The 17,893-nt window shown below is 72.0% G+C and carries 13 protein-coding genes; 8 read left to right on the plus strand and 5 right to left on the minus strand.

The annotated features are described in order from the left end of the window. The first annotated feature begins 39 nt into the window (after window positions 1-39). The gene (locus BR98_RS37030) at window positions 40-2,754 is read left to right on the plus strand and encodes a PKD domain-containing protein (RefSeq protein WP_063774726.1); all 2,715 of its coding nucleotides are present in this window, start codon (window positions 40-42) and stop codon (window positions 2,752-2,754) included. Window positions 2,755-2,870: 116 nt separating this feature from the next. Here the strand turns inward: BR98_RS37030 and BR98_RS08465 are convergent, their stop codons facing one another. After that, a complete protein-coding gene (locus tag BR98_RS08465) occupies window positions 2,871-4,367 on the minus strand; it encodes a hypothetical protein (protein WP_232247286.1) in 1,497 nt (498 codons plus the stop codon). Window positions 4,368-4,502: 135 nt separating this feature from the next. On the opposite strand from BR98_RS08465, the gene BR98_RS08470 reads away from it, so the two are divergent. Beyond that, window positions 4,503-5,996 (plus strand): M1 family metallopeptidase, encoded by a 1,494-nt coding sequence (locus BR98_RS08470; protein WP_083976398.1) that lies wholly within the window; start codon window positions 4,503-4,505, stop codon window positions 5,994-5,996. Here BR98_RS08470 and BR98_RS08475 read toward each other — a convergent pair. Together BR98_RS08475 and BR98_RS08480 are read right to left on the minus strand one after the other, a co-directional pair. Then, a complete protein-coding gene (locus BR98_RS08475) occupies window positions 5,980-6,723 on the minus strand; it encodes a PIG-L deacetylase family protein (RefSeq protein WP_035841482.1) in 744 nt (247 codons plus the stop codon). The two genes, BR98_RS08470 and BR98_RS08475, sit on opposite strands and share 17 nt — an antisense overlap. Window positions 6,724-6,884: 161 nt before the next feature. Beyond that, entirely contained in the window at window positions 6,885-7,838 is a 954-nt protein-coding gene (locus tag BR98_RS08480; protein ID WP_232247287.1) for a helix-turn-helix domain-containing protein, read from the minus strand. A gap of 373 nt (window positions 7,839-8,211) precedes the next feature. On the opposite strand from BR98_RS08480, the gene BR98_RS39065 reads away from it, so the two are divergent. The 4 genes from BR98_RS39065 to BR98_RS08495 all read left to right on the plus strand — a co-directional run bounded on the left by BR98_RS39065 (window position 8,212) and on the right by BR98_RS08495 (window position 11,330). Further along, window positions 8,212-8,361, plus strand: a complete 150-nt coding sequence (locus tag BR98_RS39065) for a hypothetical protein (RefSeq protein ID WP_157537497.1) — start codon at window positions 8,212-8,214, stop codon at window positions 8,359-8,361. A gap of 7 nt (window positions 8,362-8,368) precedes the next feature. Next, window positions 8,369-8,632 carry a hypothetical protein gene (locus tag BR98_RS08485; protein WP_035841484.1) on the plus strand — a complete coding sequence of 88 codons (264 nt, stop codon included), beginning with the start codon at window positions 8,369-8,371 and terminating at the stop codon, window positions 8,630-8,632. Between the two features lie 90 nt (window positions 8,633-8,722). Then, window positions 8,723-10,582 carry an AfsR/SARP family transcriptional regulator gene (locus BR98_RS08490; protein ID WP_083976155.1) on the plus strand — a complete coding sequence of 620 codons (1,860 nt, stop codon included), beginning with the start codon at window positions 8,723-8,725 and terminating at the stop codon, window positions 10,580-10,582. A gap of 73 nt (window positions 10,583-10,655) precedes the next feature. After that, entirely contained in the window at window positions 10,656-11,330 is a 675-nt protein-coding gene (locus tag BR98_RS08495) for an alpha-ketoglutarate-dependent dioxygenase AlkB family protein (RefSeq protein ID WP_035841486.1), read from the plus strand. Between the two features lie 66 nt (window positions 11,331-11,396). Here the strand turns inward: BR98_RS08495 and BR98_RS40970 are convergent, their stop codons facing one another. Then, window positions 11,397-13,340: a putative Ig domain-containing protein gene (locus tag BR98_RS40970; RefSeq protein ID WP_083976157.1), complete on the minus strand. Its 1,944-nt coding sequence runs from the start codon at window positions 13,338-13,340 to the stop codon at window positions 11,397-11,399. Window positions 13,341-13,851: 511 nt separating this feature from the next. On the opposite strand from BR98_RS40970, the gene BR98_RS08510 reads away from it, so the two are divergent. Continuing rightward, window positions 13,852-14,346 (plus strand): FBP domain-containing protein, encoded by a 495-nt coding sequence (locus BR98_RS08510; RefSeq protein WP_035841487.1) that lies wholly within the window; start codon window positions 13,852-13,854, stop codon window positions 14,344-14,346. A gap of 47 nt (window positions 14,347-14,393) precedes the next feature. Here BR98_RS08510 and rfbB read toward each other — a convergent pair whose 3' ends face one another. Next, a complete protein-coding gene (rfbB, locus tag BR98_RS08515; RefSeq protein WP_035841489.1) occupies window positions 14,394-15,377 on the minus strand; it encodes a dTDP-glucose 4,6-dehydratase in 984 nt (327 codons plus the stop codon). A 388-nt stretch (window positions 15,378-15,765) separates the two neighbouring features. Between rfbB and fusA the strand changes: the two genes are divergently transcribed. Next, the gene (gene fusA, locus BR98_RS08520) at window positions 15,766-17,829 is read left to right on the plus strand and encodes an elongation factor G (RefSeq protein WP_035841492.1); all 2,064 of its coding nucleotides are present in this window, start codon (window positions 15,766-15,768) and stop codon (window positions 17,827-17,829) included. Window positions 17,830-17,893: the final 64 nt, after the last annotated feature.

Genomic DNA, 17,893 nt, shown 5'->3' on the forward strand with positions numbered 1-17,893 from the left:
TTCATCGCGCGTAGACAGCGACTCGATACGGGAGTGCCGATGAAGAAGTCCAGATCATGGGCGGCGGGCCTGGCCGGCCTGGCCCTTCTGCTCGGTGGGACCCAGGGCTTGGCGCAGGGCGCGGCACACCCCGCGACCGGCGTGGGCTCGTGCACGCTGAAGAACTGGAACGCCGACCAGGACCCCGAGGACGCCAAGGACCTGCCCGAGGGGCAGCGTCCGCAGTCCTACAAGCCCGACGACTACAACTGCACGGGCGCCCAATTCGCGGCACCGGGCGTGGAGTTCGCCAAGTTCCCACAGCCGCACAACTACCCTGACCAGTCGGCCGCCGCGGGCACCGCGGCAGCCGCAGGCGCGAAGAGCACCGCCGCCACCGCGGCGACCAACCCGCTCGCCCCCTACTTCCCGCCGTTCACCCACTTCGTGGTGCTGACCCGGGAGAACCACACCTTCGACGACTACCTCGGCGACTGCGCCACCACGGTGCAGTCCGGGTGCAACGGCGTCGTGCAGAGCACCAACCACATCAGCTCGGTGCCGAACCTGCACTCGCTCGCCAAGACCTACTCGCTGCTCGACTCCTACAGCACCGGCACCCAGCCCCCGAGCGGCCCCAACCACTGGTGGCTGTTCTCCGGGCAGTCCTCCTCCAGCTCGCAGCAGCAGTCCTACCCCGCCGCCACCGGCACCCAGTTCGACCGCTTCCTCAAGGGCGCCTCGGGCCCCTCGGGCGAGGGAACCGACCCCTGCGTGGCGCAGACCGGCGTCGGCAGCGGAACGCCCCAGCTGTCGATGGTGACCGAGGGCGACTTCTACTGGATGCTCAGCACCGGCAGCGGCTACTGGCGCAACCCCGCCACCAACGCCCTCGAGGTACTGCCGGTCAACCGCCCGGGCACGACGATCCCGGAGGAGCTCGACTACAACAACTACACCTGCAAGGCGCAGAACGACGACGACCAGGTCATCGCGAACAACTACCTGAACTTCGTGACGGCCAACGGCCTGCCCGCGTACTCCTACGTCGAGCTGTTCAACGACCACCCGGGCACCTACCAGGACGTCCCGAAGAACGACTCGGTCACCAAGCAGATCGTCGACTCGATCATGAACAACGCGTCCTACAAGGACAACACGGTGATCGTGGTGACCGAGGACGACACGCAGAACGGCAGCAACGGCCCGGACCACGTCAGCAACACCTACCGGGTGCCCACCGTCATCGTCGCCTCGCCCACGTACATGAAGCAGGGTTACGTCTCACACGTCGCCTACTCCACGAACAACGTGCTGGCCGCGATGGAGCGGGTGATGAACAACGTCCACCCGGGTGTCATCGACCCGAACGGCAACCTCGGGCTGAGCACCTTCCCGATGACCGCCAACGACCAGGCAGCCCTCGGCGACCCGCTGGAGGACCTGTGGATCCAGGGCACCACCCCGCTGTCCGCCTCCGCCGCCGCCTCGCCGACCACCGGCAACGCGCCGCTGGCAGTCAACTTCACCGGCTCGGCCACCGGCGGGACCGCGCCCTACAGCTACAGCTGGAACTTCGGTGACGGCTCGGCGGCCGGCACCACGCAGAACCCGAGCCACACCTACAGCGCCGCCGGCAGCTACCCGGCAACGCTCACCGTCACCGACAGCGCCTCCCCGGCCCACACGGCCACCTCGACGGTCGCGCTGAACGTCAGCGCGGTCGGCAACCCGCTGGCGGCCAGCGCCTCGGCCGCGCCGACCTCCGGACAGGTGCCGCTGAACGTCTCCTTCACCGGCACGGCCACCGGCGGGACACCGGCGTACTCCTACAGCTGGAACTTCGGTGACGGCTCCGCGACCAGCGCCGCGCAGAACCCGACCCACACCTACAGCGCCGCCGGCACCTACACGGCGACGCTCACGGCGACCGACAGCTCCACCCCCGCCAAGACCGCCACCTCGACCGTGACGATCACGGCCTCGCCCATCGCCGGCACTCCCCCGGGCGCCCCGACCGGGCTCACCGCCACGCCCGCCAACGGGCAGGCCACGCTCAACTGGCAGGCCCCCGCCAGCAACGGCGGCGTCAACATCACCTCCTACAAGGTCTACCGCGGCACCTCCAGCGGCTCGGAGACCCAGCTCACCTCGGGCGGCTGCGGCAACCTGGCCGTGGTGCTCTCCTGCACCGACACCGGGCTCGCCAACGGACAGACCTACTACTACAAGGTCACCGCCGTGAACTCGATCGGCGAGAGCGCCCAGAGCAACGAGGCGAGCGCCACGCCCAGCGGCTGCACCCCGCAGCAACTCCTGGGCAATCCGGGCTTCGAAACCGGCAGCGCCTCGCCCTGGTCCACGACCTCCGGCGTGATCAGCAAGTCCTCCAGCGAACCGCCGCACGCCGGCACCTGGGACGCCTGGCTGGACGGCTACGGCGCCACCCACACCGACAGCCTGTCGCAAGCGGTGACCCTGCCGACCGGATGCTCCTCGGAGCAGCTGAGCTTCTGGCTGCACGTCGACACCGCGGAGACCTCCACCACCACCGCCTACGACACCCTCAAGGTGCAGGTCCTCAACAGCTCCGGCACCGTGCTGTCGACCCTGCACACCTACTCCAACCTGGACCACCTCACCGGCTACGCCCAGCACACCTTCGACCTGTCGGCCTACGCCGGCCAGACGGTGACACTGAAGTTCACCGGGAGCGAGGACTACACCAAGCAGACCTCGTTCGTGCTCGACGACACCGCCGTCAACACCCACTGACCCCGCAACGGGACAGTGCCGGCCGGCCGGGGGACGCTCCCCGGCCGGCCGTTCGTGCCTTGGACGGAGCACTCCTGACAGAGCACTACTAACAGAGCGCTCCTGACCGAGCTCTCCTAATGGGTGCCCGCGTCGAGCAGACTGTGCATCAGGCCCACCGGCAGCGCCGGGTTGGCCGCGGCGGCGTGGGCGAGCTCCTCGTCGTCGAGAAGTTCCAGCAGCCGGGGCTGCGGCAGGCGCGGGTGGGCGGCGAACGCGGCTCGGACCTGCGGGTCGGGGTCGCGGGTGAGCCGGTCGGCGGTGGCCGGGGCGAGGTCGGGGTCGCGGGCGGCGAGTCGGCGGACGGCGGGGTCCTGGTGGTCGGCGAAGGCCGCCAGGCCGTGGGTCGGGAAGTTCGGACGGGTCGTCAGGTGCTCGCGCCGATGGCCGGTGTACTCCAGGAAGCTGCGGAGCAGCAGCGGGGCGGGGGCATCGGGGTGGTTCTGGGCGAGCAGCACCCGCACGCCGAGGTCCTCGTCCTCGGCCAGGCGGGCCAGCAGGTCCGGCGGCAGGCCGTGGTCCCTGGCCGCGCCGCGGCGCAGCACGGGGTGGGCGGAGAGCGCCCGGCGGCGGACCGTCTCGGGGTCCCGAGGGTGGAAGGGCTCCGGGGAGTAGTCGAAGGTGCCGGTCTGGTCGACCTGGTAGTCGATCGCCGCGCGCTCCTGCTCGGTCAGTGCCGGGTGCAGCGAGATCGCCAGCCGAACGGCGGGGTCGGGGTCGACGGCGAGCGTACGGCGCTCGGCGGCGCCCAGGTCGCCGCGGCAGGCGATGCGCTCGCGCACCTCGGGGTCCGGGTCACGGGCCAGCAGGACGACCACGTCGGCCGGCAGGCTGGGGTTGCCGGCGATCATCCTCCGGCCCTCATCGCCGCCGGGCGCCGAGAGCACCCGCGCGACGACGGCGCGGCTGAGGGCGCCGTGGATCAGCAGGTGGGTGCGCGCGTGGCAGGACTGTTCGGGGAGGTCCTGCTCCACCAGCGCCGGGTCGTGCAGGCGCTGGTGGCGGGCGGCCGCGGCCCGCACCTGCGGGTCGGGGTCGGCCAGCAGGGCGGCCCGTACCCCGGTCGACAGCGCGTCCCACGGCCCGGACCCGAATTCGCGGACCTTCGCCACCGGGTGGGTGGGCATCGCCCGGCGGAACTCCATGGAGATCTGCCGGTAGAGGGCGCCGAGCAGGTCGTCCTCGTACGTGGTGATCATGCGCACCACGGCCCAGTCGGGCAGCGGCCTGGGCCAGGGCACCTCCGCGGCCGCCGGGCCCCCGGCCAGGTGCGCGCGGACCAGCCATTCGGGGTCGTCCAGCAGCCGGGTGCGCCGGGCGGGATCGACGTGCGGATTGCCCGCGAGGAAGCTCCGGGTGCGCGGGTCCGGGTGGGCGACCGCCGCGTCGACCACCGCGTCGGGCAGGTCCCGATCCCGACACAGCACCATCCGCACCGCCGGAGCCCCGACGGCGAGCAGCCGAAGCAGCACCTCGACGGGCGCAGCCGGGTTGAGGGCCACCCCGGCCAGCCGACGGTCCGCCAGGTCGGCCTCGTCCCACAGCCGGCCCGGCGTACGCACGCCTCGACTCATCGGCCCGCACCTCCCACCATCGACGAACCTCCGAGACCCTACCCGCACCGAGGCGCACCCTGCCTCGGGTGACCGAATGGCAAGGCCGACGGGATGTACCTGACACCCCGTCAGTCCCGGCCTAGAGTGGCGATCATGACGACCATCGCCGCCCGGCTCGCCCCCGCCTGCGCGCTCGCCCTGGCCGCCGCCTGCTGGCTGGGCGCGGTACCCCCGGCCCAGGCCGCTCCGGGAGCGGCCTGGGTGGACCCCGTCTTCCCCGGTCTCGGCAGCCGCAGCTACGACGCGCTCGGCTACGACCTCGCCTTCGACTACCGCGACCTGACCAGGACCGTCGACGCGACCGCGACCATCACCGCGCACAGCCGCCAGGCCCTCCAGCGGGTCGAACTGGACGCGCTGGGCCTGGACGTGCACAGCGTCCAGGTCGACGGCAGGCCCGCCACCTTCACCACCGGCGGCGAGAAGCTGCTGGTCACCCCGGAGCACCCGGTCCCGGCCGACCGTACGCTCACGGTCACCGTCGCCTATTCGGCCGACCCGCACGCGTCCGACCTCCCGCACACCGGCTGGGTGCCGACCGCCGACGGTTTCGCGGTGGCCGGGCAGCCGAACAGCGCCCACACCGTCTTCCCGTGCAACGACCGGCCCGACGACAAGGCGCCCTTCACCGTGCGCGTCACCGCGCCGGACGGGCTGCTCGGCGTCGCGGGCGGCACCCCGACCGGTGTCAGCGAGCAGGGCGGGCGGACCACCCGCAGCTACGAGTACCGCGACCCGATGGCCACCGAGCTGCTCCAGGTCTCGGTGGGCCGGGCCGAGCTGCGCGAGCGCCAGGGCCCGGCGGGCCTGCCGATCCGCGATGTGGTGCCGGTCTCCCGGGCCGCCGCGCTGGAACCGGCCCTCGCCCTGACCCCCGGTCAGCTCGGCTGGTTGGAGCAGCGGCTCGGCGACTTCCCGTTCGAGACCTACGGCCTGCTCCCGGTGGACACCGACGATCCCGACGCCTTCGGCTTCACCGGCCTGGAGACCCAGACCCTGACCCTCTACAAGCCGAACTTCCTGCTGCAGCCCGAGCCGAAGATCGGCTCGCACATGATGCACGAGCTGGTCCACTCCTGGTTCGGCAACAGCGTCACCCCCAGCAGCTGGTCCGACTTGTGGCTGAACGAGGGTCATGCCGACTTCTACGGCCTGCAGTACCGCTACGAGCGCGGCTGGCCGGACTCCCTCGGGCTGACCACGCTGGACGCCCGGATGAAGGACACCTACGCCAAGGGCGACCAGTGGCGCCAGGACTCCGGACCGGTCGCCGCGCCGAACGCGGCCGACTTGTTCGACGAGCAGCGCTACCTCGGCGGCGTGCTGGTGCTCTACGCCCTGCGCGAGAAGGTCGGTGCGCCGACCTTCGAACGGATCGAGCGGACCTACCTGTCCCGCTACCGCAACGGCTCGGCGGGCACCCAGGAGTACCTCGCCACCGCCTCCGAGGTGGCCGGCCAGGACCTGCACGCCTTCCTGACCGACTGGCTCTACGGCACCCGGACCCCGCCGATGCCGGGCCACCCGGACTGGACGGTCACCCCGGCGCGGCAGCCCTCGCCGCACCCGGTCAGAACTTCAGATTGATCACCTCGAAGGGGGCCGCGAGCCGGGTGCCGAGCCGGCTGCCGGTGGCGCGGCCCATCGACTCCAGGAAGCCGCGCGCGTCGGCCATCTGACCGCCGAGCCCGGCCAGGTAGGCGGCGTGCGCCTCCAGCGAGGCCACGCCCGCCTCGAAGTGCTCGGTGGTGTCCACCGCGTGCCCGGACAGCGGCGAGCCGGCCGCCCAGAGCTGGCGCACCCCGTCCCACGGCTGGTGCCCCTCCTCGGTCAGCTCGCGGAAGACCCAGCGGTTGCCCGCGTCGCGGACGGCGTCCAGGGTGGCCCGGCCGGCGGCGATGTGGTCGGCCTGGTTGGGGAAGACCCCGCCGTAGGTCTCCCGGAAGTTGGTGGTGATCACGATCTCCGGCCGGTGCCGGCGCACCAGGCGGGCGATGTCGCGACGCAGCGGCAACCCGTACTCCAGGACGCCGTCCGGGTGGTGCAGGAACTCCACGGTCTCGACGCCGACCACGGCGGCCGAGGCGATCTGCTCGGCCTCGCGCAGCGGCCCGCACTCGGCCGGGTCGATCGAGTCGATCCCGGCCTCGCCGCTGGTCACCATCGCGTAGACGACCTCCTTGCCCTGCGCCGTCCAGCGGGCGACGGCGGCTGCGGCGCCGTACTCCATGTCGTCGGGGTGCGCGACCACCGCAAGGGCGCGCTGCCAGTCCTCGTCGAGCGGCTGCAGGGGGGTGGGGGTCGGCTCGGACACGGTGGCGCTCCTCGCGGGGTGGTGCGGGTGGCTGACGGTTGATCAACTCTTGATCTCCACCGTCATATCACGCAGCACCGACAGATCAGCGTGCAGCGCCGCCCACCTCACCGTGCAGCGCGGCCCAGCTTGCAGCGCGGCTCACAGCCGTCCCCGCGAGCTCACAGCCATCCCCGCTTGGTCGCGTTCACGCCCGCCTGGAAGCGGCTCGCGGCATCCAGGCGGTCCATCAGGTCGGCCATCATCCGGCGGACCGTGCGCAGTGAGATGCCCAGGTTGCGGGCGGCCACCTCGTCGGTGTGGCCGTCGCTGATGATCTCCAGCAGCTTGCGTTCCATCGGGGTGCAGCCATGGCTGTCGGTGGGCGCCTGCTGGCCGAACGGCGTGCCGGTGACCCAGATCTGTTCGAACAGCGCGCAGACCGCGGCCAGCATGCCCTGGCTGTGCACCTCCAGGGCACCGACCCGGGCGTCACTCGGGTCGATCGGCAGGATGGCCACCTTGCGGTCCACGATGACCAGCGGCATCGGCACGGCCGGCACGGTGCGCATCTGGCCGCCCAGGCCGGTCATCCAGCGCGCGTAGGCGAGGGTGTCGGTGTCGTTGCGAAAGCTCTCCCGGCAGACCGCGCGGATCACCACACCACGCTCCAGGGCCTGCTGGTTGAGGGGCTTGGCGGCGTCCCTGGCGTCCGGCAGGTGCGCGCCGCCGGGGTTGAGCGAGAGGCACTCGAACTCGGTCAGCTGCTGCAGCTCCTCCAGCCGGAAGCGGACGGTGTCCAGTCCCTCCAGGCGGCGGGCGCCGTCGCCGTCCGGGCCGTGCTCGTGCTCGGCGGCGATCGAGGCGATCGCCGCCCGGGTCGCCTCGATCTGCGCCTGCCGGGCCGCCGACTCGGCCTCGGCCGCCGCCAGCAGTGCGGCCAGGCCCACCTGCGGGCTGACCGCGCGCAGGCCACTGCGGTGTGCGGAGGGGCGCAGCAGGGCGAGGTCGGCCAGCTCGTTCAGGGCGGTGCGGACCTCGGTGACGGGCAGACCGGTGTCGGTGGCCAAGTCGTCGACGCCGTGGTCCGGCCCGCCCAGCATGGCGCGATAGACCGCCTCGGCTCGGCTGGACACCCCCAAAAGCTCCAGCATGAACGCCCCCCGGTAGCCCCCGCCCGAGCCCCCAGTCTCTCCGGCCCACCAAGCCGGAGCAAGGGCCGCAACCAGCCGGTTACCTGCCTGGGACCTGGCGGTTAGTCGCCCCGAAGCGGCAGGTCACCCTCCGGCCTCGACGGCGGGTCGTCATGTCTCGATGGTGCCAGACACGTTCGTGCCAGGCACGAACTGATGACAGCCGGTGTTCGGTCAGCCAGGCTGCTGCTCATCGGAAGAGAGCTTCCCCGGGCGGAATTCCCGACCATTCCTCTCCTCTACTTCCCCGTTCACAGGTGTTCGTTCCCTTCCTACTGAGCGTGGAGTCGTTGTGCCTCTTGAGCGCGGAGTCGTTGTGCCTCGGATCGCCCTGCTGGTGCTCGTAGTCCTGATCGCCCTCGGCGCGGGAGCCGTCGAGTCGGCCTCCGCCCACCGTCCGCCCACTCAGCGGGCGGCGGCCCTCGACGGGTACGGCTGGGGCTACGGACACCCCCCGACCCCCTGATGGAGCCATGTACCTGATCACCCTTCGGCTGACCGGACCCGACACCGCGAGCGTGGACCCGGACTGCCTGACCGCGTTGATCGAGTCGCTGATCGAACCGGCCGACGGTGTGGAGCACCTGCGGGTGCTCTGCCGACCGGGCCGGATCGATCTCGCGGTCTTCGTACTGGCCGGGAGTGCGGGCGCCGCCGGGCGGGCGGCGCACGCGCTCTGCCGACGAGTTGTCGCGGAGCCGCCGCTCGCCGACTGGCGGCCGACGGCGAACCAGTGACCCGTTGCGGGGTTGTCATGCAGTCCGGGGTTGTCGTGCAGTCCGGGGTTGTCGTGCAGTCCGGGGTTGTCATGAAGTCTGGGGGATGTCATGCAGTTGGGAGTACTCGGACCGCTGTCGGTCCGTGCGGACGAGCGTGAAGTGGTGATCGCCGGCAACCGGCAGCGCACCCTGCTGGCCACCCTGTTGCTGCACGGCGGCACGGTGGTGTCGGTCGACGCGCTGACCGAGGCGGTCTGGGACGGCCGGCCGCCCAAGGGGGTGCGCGGCGCGCTGCACACCTCGATGACCAGGCTGCGGCTGCAGTTGGGCCCGGCGGCCGGCGCGCGGATCGTGGCGCAGAGCCCCGGATACTGCTTCCGGGTGGCTCCCGAGGAGCTGGACGTCCACCGCTTCGAGGCCGCCGCGCTGCGCGGTCGCCGGGCGCTCGCCCAGCGCGCCTGGGCCGAGGCCTTCCGGCACCTGTCCGAGGCGGAGGCGTTGTGGCGCGGCGCCCCGTTGGAGGACGTCTGCTCCAACACCCTGCGGGATGCCTGGAGCGAGCCGCTGCGGCACCGGCTGCTCGCGGTCGGACTGGATCGGATCGACGCCGGCCTGCAGCTCGGCCGGCACGCCGAACTGCTCACGCCACTCCACCGGTTGGCCCGCGAGGAGCCGCTGGACGAGCGGGTCCACGAGCGGCTGATGCTGGCCCTGTACCGGGACGGGCGGACTTCGGAGGCGCTGGCCGCCTTTCAGCGGGCCCGCCGGATCCTGGTGCAGGAGCTGGGCGTTGAGCCCGGCCCCGCGCTGCGCGCCCTGCACGACCGGATCCTGGCCGCCGACCCGGCGCTCGCCGCGCCGCCCGAGTCGGCCGAGCGCCCGCCCGTGCCGCCCGCCGCACCGCCCGGCGTCCCGGCCCAACTCCCTTCCGGTCTGGCCGACTTCACCGGACGGATGGCTGAGCTGCGACGGCTCGAGGCGCTGCTCACCGGCCGCACCGAGGGGGTGCCGATCGCCGTGCTGTCCGGCTGCGGCGGGCTGGGCAAGAGCGCCCTGGCGGTCCAGGTCGCGCACCGGGTCCGCGAGCACTTCCCGGACGGGCAGCTGTACGCCCGGCTCGGCGGCCACGGCGGGCAGCCGCGACCGGTCGGCGAGGTACTCGCCTCCTTCCTGCTCGCCCTCGGCGTCGAGGCGGAGCGGATCCCCGGCTCGGCCGAGGACCGGGCGGACCTGTTCCGCACGGTGGTCGCCGACCGGCGGATCCTGATCGTGCTGGACGACGCCCGCGACACCGCCGAGCTGCGCCTGCTGCTGCCCGGCACCGCCTGGTGCGCCGTGGTGATCACCAGCCGGGTCCGGCTCGCCGGCCTCTGCTCGGCCGTCCTCTTCGACCTGGACGTACTGCCCCCGCAGGACTCCCTCGCCCTGCTGGCGAAGGTCGCCGGGCCGACCAGGATCGAGGCCGAACCCCGCGCCGCCCAGCAGGTGGTGGAGGCCTGCGCGGGCCTGCCGCTCGCGGTGCGGATCGTCGGCGCCAGACTGGCCGGCCGCCCGAACTGGCGACTGGCCGATCTGGCGGACCTGCTGACCGACGAGAACCACCGGATGCGCGAACTGCAGATCGGCGACCTCGCGGTGGCCGCGAGCTTCGCGCTCTCCTACGCCGCGCTGCGCGAGGCCGACAACGCCCAGGGCACCGCACTGGCCCGCGCCTTCCGACTGCTCGGTCTGGCCCCCGGCCCGACCATCGGCCTCGCCGCGGCAACCGCGCTGCTCGACCAGCCGCCCGCGGCGGCGGAGGAGGCATTGGAGGCCCTGGTCGACAGTCACCTGCTGGAGTCCGCCGGCCCCGGCCGCTACCGCTTCCACAGCCTGCTGCGCGCCTACGCCCGCAACGCCGCCCACCAGGAGGAACCCGAACCGGCCAGGGCGGCCGCCGCCCAACGGCTGCTCGAACTGCGGGCCTGACCGGCCCACAGCCCCCGGCCCCACCCCCTCGGTACCACCCCCTCGGCCCCACCCCCTCGGTAGCATCGAGGTGATGGACTCCCTGCTCCCCCGCCCGCGCCTGACCGTGGCGCCCGGCGCGGTCCACGTCCCCGACTGGCTCGACCAGGAGCAACAGCGCGAGCTGGTCGCGGCCTGCCGCTCCTGGGCCACCGGCCCGGTCCCGATGCGGCACACCCGGCTGCCCCGGGGCGGCGTGATGTCGGTCCGGACCGTCTGCCTCGGCTGGCACTGGCAGCCGTACCGGTACACCCGCACCGCGGAGGACGTGAACGGCCGGCCGGTCGCCGAACTGCCGGACTGGCTGCTGCGACTGGGCCGCCGCGCCCTGGCCGACGCCTACCAGGACCCGACCGCCGGCGAGGACTACACCCCCGACACCGCGCTGATCAACTTCTACGACAGCGAGGCCAGGATGGGCATGCACCAGGACAAGGACGAGCAGTCCAGCGCCCCCGTCGTCTCGCTGAGCATCGGCGACACCTGCACCTTCCGGTTCGGCAACACCGAGACCCGGAGCAGGCCCTACACCGATCTGCTGCTGGCCTCCGGCGACCTCTTCGTCTTCGGCGGCCCGTCCCGCTTCGCCTACCACGGCGTCCCGAAGATCCACCCGGGCACCGCCGCCCCCGCCTGCGGCCTGACCAGCGGCCGGCTCAACATCACCCTGCGCGTCACCGGCCTCACCAGCCAGAGCGGCGTGGAGTAGGAACGGCGGAACGCCTGCGGGGGCGGACCGGAAGGTCCGCCCCAGCAGGGTCTCAGTGCGCCGTCGTCAGGAGACGTTGAGCGCGGTGTCGTCGATCACGAAGCTGGTCTGGAGGGAGGAGTCCTCCACACCGGTGAACTTGAGGGTGACGGTCTGGCCGGCGTAGGAGGAGAGGTCGAAGGACTTCTGCACGTAGCCGGTGGCCGCGTTGACGTTGCTGTAGGTGGCCAGGGTGGTGCTGTTGGCGGCCACGGTCAGCTTGTCGTAGGCGGTGGTGCCGGTCTCGGCGGTGTCGACGTGCAGCCAGAAGCTGAACGTCGCCTTGCAGCCGGCCGGGATGGTGACGGTCTGCGACACGGTGTCGGTGTGGGCGCTGCCGTAGCCGTCCATCCAGGCCTTCCAGGAGCCGCTGTGGGCGGCCTGGGAGGCGCTGTTGTCGACGACGCCGGAGCTGGCGGTCCACGGGGCGGCGCTACCGGTCTCGAAGCCGGCGTTGCCGAGCAGCTGGGCCGCGGTGCAGGTGCCGCCGCCGCTGGTGGCCACGGTCCAGCTGAAGGTGGTGGAGCCGGCCGCGCCGGTGGTGTCCGTCGCGGTGACGGTCACCGAGGAGGTCCCGGCGGTGGTCGGGGTACCGGAGATCAGGCCCGAGGAGTTGATCGACAGGCCGGCCGGCAAGCCGGTGGCCGAGTAGGTCAGCGTCTGGCCCGAGGCCGAGTCGCTGGCGCTGATCTGCAGGCTGGCGGCGGTGCCGACGGTGCCGCTCTGGGTGCCCGGGTTGGTCACCGTGACCGTGTTGGTGGTGCCGTGGGTCAGGATGGCGTGCGTGATGGCGCAGGAGTTGGTGTCGTTCGACCAGCTGGCCTGCTCGGCGTAGGAGCCGAAGGAGCCGAAGGAGACGTTGGCCGCGCCACCCGTGGTGCCGGGCTTCAGCCAGGCGCACTCGTCGGAGTTCTCCTGGCCGTTGTACGAGCTGCCGGTGACGTGGTTGGTCCAGCCGCCCGCCGGGTTCTGGTCCGACATCATCTCGTGCCACTCGTGGCCGAGGGTCATCGTCCAACCGTCCAGGGTGCCGGGCGAGTTGACGAAGCCGACGCCGCAGTTGGCGCCCTGGTCGATGTTGTACGGCTGGTTGGAGAAGGCGATGTCGCCGTAGGGCGAGTTCGCCGCGCCACCGGTGAGGGTGGTGTCGCCGTTCCAGTCGTGCCAGGCGCAGTACCCGGTGGTCGGGTTCTGGTAGTCGTCCGGGTTGGTGCCGTGCGGCGACAGGATGATGTAGTACGCGTCGCGGTTCGAGGCAGCCGTGGTGTTGCCGAAGTGGGCGGCCGCGTTGACGGCCTCCACGCCGAGCTGGTGGCCGGTCGCCGAGGCCGGCGAGGCGGCCGCGTTGTCGTACCAGACGCCGGAGAGCACGCCGCCGCTCTGGTACGGGATGAAGTTGGCGTTCGCCGGGCAACTGGTCGCGCCGGTGGCCACGTTCGGGCCGTCGCACCACTGGGTCAGGTCGGCCGACCAGGTCTCGCCGTTGGTGCCGATGCCCTTGAACATCTGCTGGGTGGCGCCCGCGGCCCCGGCCGAGTCGCCGGAGAACTTCGCGTTGCCGTTGGCGTCGGTGCTCTGGGTACCCCACTGGTTACCGTAGAACACCAGGTAGACCTTGGAGTGGCCGCTCTGCACGCCGATGCCGTCGACACCGCCGCCGTAGGAGAGGGTCTGCTGACCGGTCGCCGCCGCCTGCAGCTGGTGCGCGAGGCGGTCCCGCTTCATGGCCTCGTACTGCTGGATGCCCGGCAGGGTGCTGCGGGTGAGCGTCGAGCTGTACGGGTTGAACTCGTTCGTGATGCCGGAGCCGGCGACGGCCGCGGTGTGGTGGGCCTGGCCCGAGACCACCGGGGTGTTGACCGTGGCGGCCTGGGCCGGGGCGACCATCAGGCCGGCCGCGGCGACGGCGAGGGAGACGGCGCTGGTGAGCGCAGCACGCCTCGCTATACGGGAGCTGTGGGGGCTTCCCATGGTTACGGGTTCCTCTCTCGAGCCCGCCGCCCGCTCCGATCAGGACTCGGGCGGCGGCTGGGCATACCTCACCCGTGTGGGGAATTCCGGGAAAGGTCGGCCGGGAATCGGAATTGGTACGGACCACGGCAACTGTCGATCAGTCAGATCTGGATGGAGCACGCTGCCGTCTGTCGCGCTGAAGCAAACCAGAATGGGTTAACAGCGGTCAACAGGTCTTTCGCAGGAATCTCGCAGGCTTCTCACGCCGCAGGCCAGAGCGCCGGACCATTTCCGCAGGCCGCACCCGTTCATCGCGCGTAGCGCCGTCACGGAATGTCAACGACGGTAGCTCCGGGCGCAGTTCAAAAAAGCGTGGCTGCACATTAAGGAATCGAATACGACAGTTAAATCGCGGCGCAATTAACTGTATAGAACCGCTCCGCGGGGTCGGCCTCGCCCGCCGCCCGAGCCATGCCTAGGGGTAATAAGTTTTTGCCTAATAGGATGAGGCAGTGCTACCGTCCGAAGCATGAGGGAACTGACCGAAGACCTGATCCGCAACTCGTTCGTCAACTGCTCCAAGGGCGAGGCCAAGCGGCTCGCCGTGCCCCGTGACCTGGCCGAACAGCCATGGGAGGACTTGGACTTCCTGGGTTGGCGAGATCCGGGAGCGCCGGACCGCTGCTACCTGGTCGCCGAGCACGGCGGCGAGCTGATCGGTGTGACGCTCCGGCTGGCGCCGCGCCAGACCGGCTCGATGCGCCGAAGCATGTGCTCGCTCTGCCTCACCACGCACCCGTCCAGCGGCGTGGCGCTGATGAGCGCCCGCAAGGCGCGCCGGACCGGCAGCGAGGCGGACTCGGTGGGCGAGTACATCTGCACCGACCTGGCCTGCTCGCTCTACGTCCGCGGCAAGAAGAAGGCCGAGCCGGGCGGGCGGCTGGAGGAGTCGCTGACCACGGAGGAGAAGATCGAGCGCACCACCGCGAGGCTGTCCGCCTTCCTGGACAAGCTCTTCGTCTGAGGCTCCGAGGCTCCGAGGCTCCCCCTTCCCGTGGAGCCCCGGCCCGGTCAGCCGGTGGCGGCCGCGCGCTGCTGAAGCGGCCGCCACCAGCCCGGATTCTCCCGGTACCAGTCGACCGTGGCCGCCAGACCGGCGGCCAGCTCCTGCCGCGGCCGGTAGCCGAGCTCCTCGCGCGCCTTGCTCCAGTCCACCGAGTACCGCAGGTCGTGCCCCTTGCGGTCGGGGACCTGCCGGACCCGGGACCAGTCGGCCCCGAAGGCCCGCAGCAGCCGCTCGGTCAGCTCCCGGTTGGACAACTCCGTGCCGCCGCCGAGGTTGTAGACCTCCCCCGGCTGCCCCTTCGCCCGCACCAGCTCGATGCCCCGGCAGTGGTCCGCCACGTGCAGCCAGTCCCGGACGTTGGCGCCGTCGCCGTACAGCGGCACGGTGCGCCCCTCGATCAGCCGGGTGACGAAGAGCGGCACCACCTTCTCCGGGAACTGCCTCGGGCCGTAGTTGTTGGAGCAGCGGGTGATCGAGACGTCCAGGCCGTGGGTGCGGTGGTAGGCGAGCACCATCAGGTCGGCGGCGGCCTTCGAGGCGGCGTACGGGGAGTTCGGCTGCAGCGGGTGGGTCTCCGGCCAGGAGCCGTGCTCGATCGAGCCGTACACCTCGTCCGTGGAGACGTGGACGAAACGCCCGGTGCCGTGGCGCAGTGCGGCGTCCAGCAGGCTCTGGGTGCCCAGCACATTGGTCCGGACGAACTCGGAGCCGTCCGCTATCGACCGGTCGACGTGGGACTCGGCGGCGAAGTGCACCACGGTGTCCACGCCGGGGAGGAGTTCGTCGAGCAGCCGGCGGTCGTTGATGTCGCCCTGCCGGAACTCCAGCCGGCGGTCGCCGGCCAGCGGGGCGAGGTTGGCCGGATTGCCCGCGTAGGTGAGCTTGTCGAGGACGGTGACCCGCAGCTCGGGCCGCCCCGGGTCCCCGAGCAGCATCCGCACGTAGTGCGAGCCGATGAAGCCGGCGCCACCGGTGACGAGTAGGTGCATCGCGGGGTCTCCTGGGGTCACGGCGACCTCAAGAGTACGACAGGGCCCACTGCGGCTCGATCGCCGAAGGACGCGGCTCGATCGCCGAAAAATCCGAGGCGCTCGCCACGACGGCGTGGCTACACTCGCAACCGATCGCGCGCCGCCACCACGTCGCGGCGCGCACCGTGACGAGTGAGGGGAGACCGGCCGTGCGCTACCGCACCGCTGTCGTCGTTCCCCAGTCGCGGTTCGAGGTGATCCTGGTGTCCTCGCGCCCCCAGTCCCGGCTGCGCGGCCGGCACTGGCTCTCCTGACGATCAACAGGCTCCTGTCTTCGGACAGTTGACGCTTCGTCAGGCAATCGCGCCCGCCTCTTTCCCGGATCGCTTCCGAAAGGCCATGGGCCGTGCGTACCACCTCCCTCAGCACTCGTGTCACCAGTCCGCTCGCCGCCGTCCGCAACCTCGGCATCCTCGCCCACGTCGACGCCGGCAAGACCACCGTCACCGAGCGGATCCTCTACCTCACCGGCACCACCCACAAGCGCGGCGAGGTCCACGACGGCACCACCGTCACCGACTTCGACTCCCAGGAGCGCGACCGCGGCATCACCATCTTCGCCGCGGCCGTGACCTGCGCCTGGGACGGCCACCGGATCAACCTGATCGACACCCCCGGCCACGTCGACTTCGCCGACGAGGTGGAGCGCTCACTTCGGGTGCTCGACGGCGCGGTCGCGGTCTTCGACGCCGTCGCCGGGGTCGAGCCGCAGAGCGAGTCGGTCTGGCGGCAGGCCGATCGGCACGGGGTGCCGCGGATCGCCTTCGTCAACAAGCTCGACCGGGCCGGCGCCGACCTCGACACCGCGGTCGCCTCGATCCGCGAGCGGCTGCACCCGGCACCACTGGTGGTGCAGCTGCCGATCGGTCGGGAGGACGGGTTCACCGGCGTGGTGGACCTGCTGCGGATGCGGTCACTGGTCTGGGCCGACGACCGCGACGGCTTCACCGACGGGCCGGTGCCCGAGGAGCTGCGGGACGAGGCGCAGCGACGCCGCCGGCTGCTCGAGGAGGCGGTCGCGGAGCTCCACCCGCTCGCGCTGGAGGAGTTCTGCGAACGGTCGACGCTGACCGAGGCGACGTTGGCCGCCGCACTGCGCGACCTGACCCGTACCGGCGACGGCGTGGTGGTGCTCTGCGGATCGGCGTACCGCAACCGTGGCATCGAGCCGCTGCTCGACGCGGCGGTGGCCTACCTGCCCTCGCCGCTGGACGTGCCGGCGGTGCGCGGCACCGTCGACGGTTCGGCGGACGGCTCGGTGCAGGAGCGGCCCGCCGACCCGGGGGCGCCGTTCGCGGCGCTGGTCTTCAAGGTCAACTCGACCGCCACCGGGCGGCTGACCTACCTGCGGGTGTACTCGGGAACGGTCCGGAAGGGGGACACGGTGCTGGACACCGGCGCGCGACGCGGCGAGCGGATCGCCCGGATCCTGCGGGTCCAGGCCGACCGGCACCAGGAGGTGGACCAGGCCGTGGCCGGGGACATCGTCGCGGTGGTCGGACCGAAGGCGGCCCGGGCCGGCGCCACCCTCTGCCTGCCCGCCGCCCCGCTGGTCCTAGAACCGCCGACGGTGGCCGACCCGGTCGTCTCGGTCGCGGTCGAGGCCCGGCGCAGCACCGACACCGAACGCCTGGTGACGGCGTTGGCCCGACTGGTCGAGGAGGATCCCTCGCTGACCGTCCGGACCGACCCCGAGACCGGTCAGACGGTGCTGTCGGGGATGGGCGAACTGCACCTGGAGGTCGCGGTGGAGAAGATCCGTCGCGCCCTCGGGCTGGAGGTCAACGTCGGTCGCCCGCAGGTGGCCTACCGCGAGACGGTCGGCCGTGGGGTGTCCGCACTGGTCTACCGGCACGTCAAGCAGGACGGCGGCGCCGGCCAGTTCGCCCATGTCGTGCTCGACGTGGAGCCGCTGGCCGACGCGGACTTCGCCTTCCGGTCCACGGTGGTCGGCGGCCGGGTGCCGCAGGAGTACGTCCGCGCGGTGGAGGCCGGCTGCCGGGACGCGCTCGCCGAGGGCCCGCTCGGCGGGCACCCGGTGACCGGGCTGCGGGTCACCCTGACCGACGGGGCCACCCACTCCAAGGACTCCTCGGAGCTGGCGTTCCGCACCGCCGGCCGGCTCGCCCTGCGGGAGGCCCTGCGCGCCTGCACCATGGTGCTGCTGGAACCGGTGGTCGAGGTCACCGCCACCGTGCCCGACGAGGCCGTCGGCGGCGTGCTCGGCGACCTGGCGGCCCGTCGCGGCCGGGTCACCGGCCAGTCCGCCCGGGCCGGCACCGCGGTGGTCACGGCGGTGGTCCCGCTGGCCGAACTGTTCGGCTACGCAACCCGTTTGCGCAGCCGAACCCAGGGCCGCGGCACCTTCACCGCCCGCCCCACCGGCTACGCCCCGGCCCCGCCGAGCTAGCCACTGACACGGCGGCCCCGCCCCCCAAACCGGGGGCGGGGCCGCCGTGACCGTTGACGGATCG

The organism is Kitasatospora azatica KCTC 9699, assembly GCF_000744785.1.
In the GTDB taxonomy this organism is placed as follows: domain Bacteria; phylum Actinomycetota; class Actinomycetes; order Streptomycetales; family Streptomycetaceae; genus Kitasatospora; species Kitasatospora azatica.

Bases quoted from the DNA above. Each gene is read 5' to 3' on its own strand.
- BR98_RS08510 (WP_035841487.1), top strand. From the start codon at position 13,852: ATGAGGGAACTGACCGAAGACCTGATCCGCAACTCGTTCGTCAACTGC.
- BR98_RS08490 (WP_083976155.1), top strand. From the start codon at position 8,723: ATGCAGTTGGGAGTACTCGGACCGCTGTCGGTCCGTGCGGACGAGCGT.
- BR98_RS40970 (WP_083976157.1), bottom strand. From the start codon at position 13,340: ATGGGAAGCCCCCACAGCTCCCGTATAGCGAGGCGTGCTGCGCTCACC.
- BR98_RS08485 (WP_035841484.1), top strand. From the start codon at position 8,369: ATGTACCTGATCACCCTTCGGCTGACCGGACCCGACACCGCGAGCGTG.
- BR98_RS37030 (WP_063774726.1), top strand. From the start codon at position 40: ATGAAGAAGTCCAGATCATGGGCGGCGGGCCTGGCCGGCCTGGCCCTT.
- BR98_RS08465 (WP_232247286.1), bottom strand. From the start codon at position 4,367: ATGAGTCGAGGCGTGCGTACGCCGGGCCGGCTGTGGGACGAGGCCGAC.
- BR98_RS08495 (WP_035841486.1), top strand. From the start codon at position 10,656: ATGGACTCCCTGCTCCCCCGCCCGCGCCTGACCGTGGCGCCCGGCGCG.
- rfbB (WP_035841489.1), bottom strand. From the start codon at position 15,377: ATGCACCTACTCGTCACCGGTGGCGCCGGCTTCATCGGCTCGCACTAC.
- BR98_RS08470 (WP_083976398.1), top strand. From the start codon at position 4,503: ATGACGACCATCGCCGCCCGGCTCGCCCCCGCCTGCGCGCTCGCCCTG.